This window comes from Mycobacterium sp., assembly GCF_049683935.1.
In the GTDB taxonomy this organism is placed as follows: Bacteria; Actinomycetota; Actinomycetes; order Mycobacteriales; family Mycobacteriaceae; genus Mycobacterium.
On record NZ_JBAUJR010000374.1, the window covers coordinates 1 to 4771 of the forward strand.

5 protein-coding genes are annotated in these 4771 nt (G+C 70.1%); 2 read left to right on the forward strand and 3 right to left on the reverse strand.

The annotated features are described in order from the left end of the window. Positions 1 to 164 precede the first annotated feature (164 nt). Positions 165 to 788 carry a uracil phosphoribosyltransferase gene (gene upp / locus WA965_RS21645; RefSeq protein WP_526448058.1) on the forward strand — a complete coding sequence of 208 codons (624 nt, stop codon included), beginning with the start codon at positions 165 to 167 and terminating at the stop codon, positions 786 to 788. 72 nt (positions 789 to 860) lie between these two features. On the opposite strand, the gene WA965_RS21650 is transcribed toward upp, so the two are convergent. Together WA965_RS21650 and WA965_RS21655 are read right to left on the reverse strand one after the other, a co-directional pair. Continuing rightward, positions 861 to 2456 carry a phospho-sugar mutase gene (locus WA965_RS21650; RefSeq protein WP_526448059.1) on the reverse strand — a complete coding sequence of 532 codons (1596 nt, stop codon included), beginning with the start codon at positions 2454 to 2456 and terminating at the stop codon, positions 861 to 863. Between the two features lie 57 nt (positions 2457 to 2513). Next, a complete protein-coding gene (locus WA965_RS21655) occupies positions 2514 to 2954 on the reverse strand; it encodes a MarR family winged helix-turn-helix transcriptional regulator (RefSeq protein ID WP_526297714.1) in 441 nt (146 codons plus the stop codon). Between the two features lie 101 nt (positions 2955 to 3055). On the opposite strand from WA965_RS21655, the gene WA965_RS21660 reads away from it, so the two are divergent. Continuing rightward, positions 3056 to 4171, forward strand: a complete 1116-nt coding sequence (locus WA965_RS21660) for an AbrB family protein (protein ID WP_526448060.1) — start codon at positions 3056 to 3058, stop codon at positions 4169 to 4171. On the opposite strand, the gene WA965_RS21665 is transcribed toward WA965_RS21660, so the two are convergent. Continuing rightward, the coding region (locus WA965_RS21665) for a purine-nucleoside phosphorylase (RefSeq protein ID WP_526448061.1) at positions 4117 to 4771 on the reverse strand (655 nt) is incomplete at its 5' end. The two genes, WA965_RS21660 and WA965_RS21665, sit on opposite strands and share 55 nt — an antisense overlap.

Genomic DNA, 4771 nt, shown 5'->3' on the forward strand with positions numbered 1-4771 from the left:
CCGCCACGGCGGTCAGGCGGGCGGCGACCGCGTCCAGGTCCGCCGCGTGGCCCGCCGCGGCCGAACCGTAAGCGCGGATCAGGTCGGTGTCTGCAGACAAACGCGCGTCCATGGAAGGTAGGACGCCGGGAAACCCCGTTCGGTTCCCATTAGGGTGGCACTTCATGGACGTGCGTGTGGTCGACCATCCCTTGGCCGCGGCGCGGCTGACCACTCTGCGTGACGAGCGCACCGACAATGCGGCCTTCCGTGCTGCGCTGCGGGATCTCACCTTGATGCTCGTGTACGAGGCCACCCGGGATCTGGCGATCGACACCGTCGCGGTCCGCACCCCGATGGCCGACACCGCGGGGGTGAAGCTGGCCAATCCGCCGCTGCTGGTCCCGGTGCTGCGGGCGGGCCTGGGCATGGTGGATCAGGCGCACGCGCTGATCCCGGAAGCGCGGGTCGGTTTTGTCGGGGTGGCCCGCAACGAGGAAACCCATCAGCCCACGCCCTACCTGGAATCGCTACCCGATGACCTGAGCACGCAGCCGGTGATCGTGCTCGACCCGATGCTGGCCACCGGCGGTTCGATGGTGCACACCATCGAGCTGCTCTACGCCCGCGACGCCGTCGACATCACCGCGATCTGCGTGGTCGTCGCACCGGAAGGCATTGCGGCGCTGGAGAAAGTGGCGCCGATGATGCGGCTCTACACCGCGACGATCGACTCGGGTCTCAACGACATCGCCTACATCGTCCCCGGCCTGGGTGACGCCGGCGACCGCCAGTTCGGCCCCCGCTGACCACCCGCCGAAACTGTATTCCACGCGCCGTAGGCCCCGAAAACCTCACGCGGAATACAGTTTCGGCGATGGCTAGCCCCAGTTGCGCAGATCCGTCGCGACGGCGTCCTGCGCCAGTTGCGCACGATCGCGAGCTGCCGCCAGATCCCCGGTGCAGCGAATCTCGATGTAGGACTTGAGTTTCGGCTCGGTGCCGGACGGGCGCGTCACCACCCGCACCGAGGTCGCGTCGTCGCCACCGCTGAACACCAGGGCGTCGGTGCGCGGCTGCAGGTCGGTGACGGTGACGGCAAAGCCGGCCAGCTGCGTGGGTGGCGCACTGCGCAGTCGCGCCATCAGCCTGGCGGCGTCGGCGGGCGAGTCGACCCGGCGGGTCACCGCGGCGGTGGTGTGCACGCCGTGACGGCGGGCCAGATCGTCGAGCGCATCGAGCATCGTGAGTCCCTTGGCCCGCAGTGCGACGACGAGGTCACACACCAGCACGGCGGCGCTGATGCCGTCCTTGTCGCGGACCGCCGCGGGGTCCACGCAGTGCCCGATCGCCTCCTCGTAGGCGTACACCAGCGTCCCGGGCACATCGTCATCGGCACGCGCCAACCACTTGAAGCCCGTCAGCGTCTCGACGTGCCGCGCCCCGTACGAGGCGGCGATGCGCGAGAGCATCCGCGACGACACCACGGTGCTCGCCACCACCGCCGGAGCCTGGCAGGCGGACAGAATGTAATCGCCCAGCAGCCAACCGGTTTCGTCACCGGTGAGCATCCGCCACCCGGTTGGGGTCGGGACACCGACAGCACACCGGTCGGCATCGGGATCGAGTGCGATGGCGATCTCCGCGTCGACGTCGGCGGCCAGGGCGAGCAGACGGTCGGCCGCGCCCGGCTCCTCCGGGTTCGGAAACGCCACCGTCGGGAAGTCGGGGTCGGGCGTGAACTGGCTGTCGACGACGTGCACGTCACCAAACCCGGCAAGCGCCAACGCATCCAGTGCGAACTCACCGCCCACCCCGTGCATCGGCGTCAGAGCGACGCGGGCGGAACCGGTGCCCCGGCGGACCGCGGCCGCCCGTTCGACGTAGTCGCGCAGTACCTGGAAACCGCTGGGCGTAACGGGTGTTCGGGCAATCTCGTCCGCTGGAGGTGCTGCCGCGATGGCGTGCTCGATGTCCCGGTCGGTGGGTTCGACGATCTGCAGCCCGCCCGGGAAGTACACCTTGTAGCCGTTGTCCGTAGCCGGGTTGTGCGACGCGGTGATCTGCACGCCCGCGGCGGCCCCCACAGTGCGGACGGCGAACGCCACCGCGGGGGTGGGTACGGGGGAGGGCATCAGGATGACGGAAAATCCTTGAGCGGCAAAGACTTCAGCGACCGCGCGGCCGAACTCTGCCGAGCGGTGGCGGGCGTCGTAGCCGATGACAACCGTCGGTCCACCCAGCGACCGGTCGGCGAGAACCCGGGCGACGCCCCAGGTCGCACGCAGCACCACCGCAAGGTTCATCCCGTTGGGGCCGGCACGCAGCGGGCCCCGAAGCCCCGCGGTGCCGAACGTCAGGGGTGTCGCGAAGCGGTCGGCGAGCTCGTCGTCGCTGCAGGCTGCAAGCTCGGCGGCAGATCCCGGGTCGGGGTCATGAGCGATCCATTCGGCCACGACGTCCGCGAGCTCACCCATCGCTCCACCCCACCAGAGGCCGATTCGGCGCGCAAACACACCGCGGCGGCGGTCGGCCTATCGCGCCGAATCCGCATCGGCCAGCTTGCGCAGGATCGGGGCCACCAGCATCAGCAGGTCGAACTCCAGCGTCGAGAGCGTGTCGCGCATCGTGTCGCGCAGCCAGGCGTCGCGTTCGGCGCGGTCGGCGGTCAGCAGTGCCCCACCCGCTTCGGTGAGCTCGACGAGCTGACGGCGACGGTCGGTCTCGTCGGGACGACGGTGGATCAGCTTTCTGGCTTCGAGCTCGTTGAGGGAGTCGGTCAGCGACTGGACTCTGACCTGCATGAGCACACCGAGCTCGGCCGGCGTGGTGACGGCGGCGCGGCTGATCTCTCCGAGTAGCTGCATCTGGGTGGGCGTCAGGGCGTTGTCAGGTCGGTGCCTGCGGATCTGCCGGGCGATCGCCATCACCGACTCGCGTAGCTCGGTGGCCGCTGAGGACGGGGGACTATCCATAGATGCCAAGGTATACCTTGGCAATCGGCACCGGCAAGAGCACAAAGACGCCTTTGCGATCATGAAATAGTAAGTGCATACTTGCTATCGGTATGAAGTGGATGCGACAGATACTCAGGTGGGCGCTGCTGCTGGCGGCGACCGCAGCCGTCACCGTTCCGTTGACGCTGGTCGGTGTCCCGTCGGCCGCGCTGTTCGCCGCACTGGTCGTCGGCATCGTGCTGGCGCTGATGGCGAAGGGGCCGGCCCGGGTTCCGCGCAAGCTCGGCCTTGCGGCCCAGGGGGTGCTCGGTGTCTACATCGGCACGATGGTCCAGCAGGACGCGGTGGCCGCACTCGGCGGTGACTGGCCCATCGTCATCGGTATCGCCGTGGCGACCCTGCTACTCAGCGTCATCGCCGGGGTATTGCTGGGACTGCGCCGCGACGTCACGCCGCTGACCGGGTCTCTGGCCCTGACGGCAGGCGGCGCCTCCGGGCTGGTGGCCATCGCCCGCGAACTCGGCGGCGACGACCGCGTGGTCGCCGTCGTCCAGTACCTGCGGGTTGCGCTCGTCACCGCGTCGATGCCCGTCGTCGTCACCCTCATCTACCACGCCGACAAGTCCCGACCCGACGCTGCGACCGCGCCCACCGACCAGGCCCCGTGGTATCTGAGCCTCGGCATTGTCGTCGTGCTGGTGCTCGTCGGCGCCACTGCCGGCCGGCTGATCCGGCTGCCCGGGGCGGCACTGCTCGGTCCGCTCGCCCTGACGGTCGTGCTCGAGCTCAGCGGGCTGTCGTTCGGAATGTCGGTGCCGATGGTGCTGGTCCAGGCGGGCTACATGCTGATCGGCTGGCAGGCCGGCCTGGCGTTCAACCGCGAGGCGCTGCGGACGGTCGGGCGGCTGCTGCCCGCGGCCGTGGGGCTGATCGTCGCGCTGACGGTCGCCACTGCCGGGCTCGGGGTGTTGCTGGCCCACGTCACCGGCCTGACCCCGCTGGAGGGTTACCTGGCGACCAGCCCCGGCGGCGTGTACGCGGTGCTGGCCACCGCAGTCGAGACCGGGTCCAACGTCACGTTCATCATCGCCGCGCAGGTGGTGCGGATCCTGCTGATGCTGTTCGCCGCGCCGCTGCTGGCCCGCGGCGTGGTGTGGGCCAGCCGCAAGCTGGGCCGCGATCAGACCCGGGCGATCACCGAGGACAGCAGGGAGCCCATCCGGGTGGCCGACTGACGGCCCGCCTCGAGCACCTCGTCGTGACTGAGCGGCTGGCCTGTCATCCCGGCCGCCAGGTTCGTCACCAGCGACACTCCCAGTACCTGTGCGCCCGCGGCGCGGGCGGCGATCGTCTCGTGCACCGTCGACATGCCGACCAGGTCGGCGCCCAGCGTGCGCAGCATCCGGATCTCGGCCGGCGTCTCGTAGTGCGGTCCCGGCAGGCCTGCGTAGACGCCGTCGGCCAGCGTGGGGTCGATCTCGCGTGCGAGGGCCCGCAGCCGCGGCGAGTACGCGTCGACGAGGTCCACGAACTCGGCTCCGACCAGCGGCGATCGGGCGGTCAGGTTGAGATGGTCGCTGATCAGCACGGGCTGGCCCACCGTGAAGTCCGGCCGCAGCCCACCCGCGGCGTTGGTCAGCACCACGGTGTGCGCGCCGGCCGCGCAGGCGGTCCGCACCGGATGCACGACGTGGCGCAGGTCGTGTCCCTCGTAGGCGTGGATCCGGCCGACGAGCACCAGCACCCGATGCGGTCCGACCCGCAGCGAGAGCACCTGGCCGCCGTGCCCCTGGGCGCTGGGTGGGGTGAAGCCGGGCAGCTCGGCCATCGGGACC

Excerpts from the sequence above, each read along its gene's own strand:
- upp (WP_526448058.1), top strand. The coding sequence starts at position 165 with ATGGACGTGCGTGTGGTCGACCATCCCTTGGCCGCGGCGCGGCTGACC.
- WA965_RS21650 (WP_526448059.1), bottom strand. The coding sequence starts at position 2,456 with ATGGGTGAGCTCGCGGACGTCGTGGCCGAATGGATCGCTCATGACCCC.
- WA965_RS21655 (WP_526297714.1), bottom strand. The coding sequence starts at position 2,954 with ATGGATAGTCCCCCGTCCTCAGCGGCCACCGAGCTACGCGAGTCGGTG.
- WA965_RS21660 (WP_526448060.1), top strand. The coding sequence starts at position 3,056 with ATGCGACAGATACTCAGGTGGGCGCTGCTGCTGGCGGCGACCGCAGCC.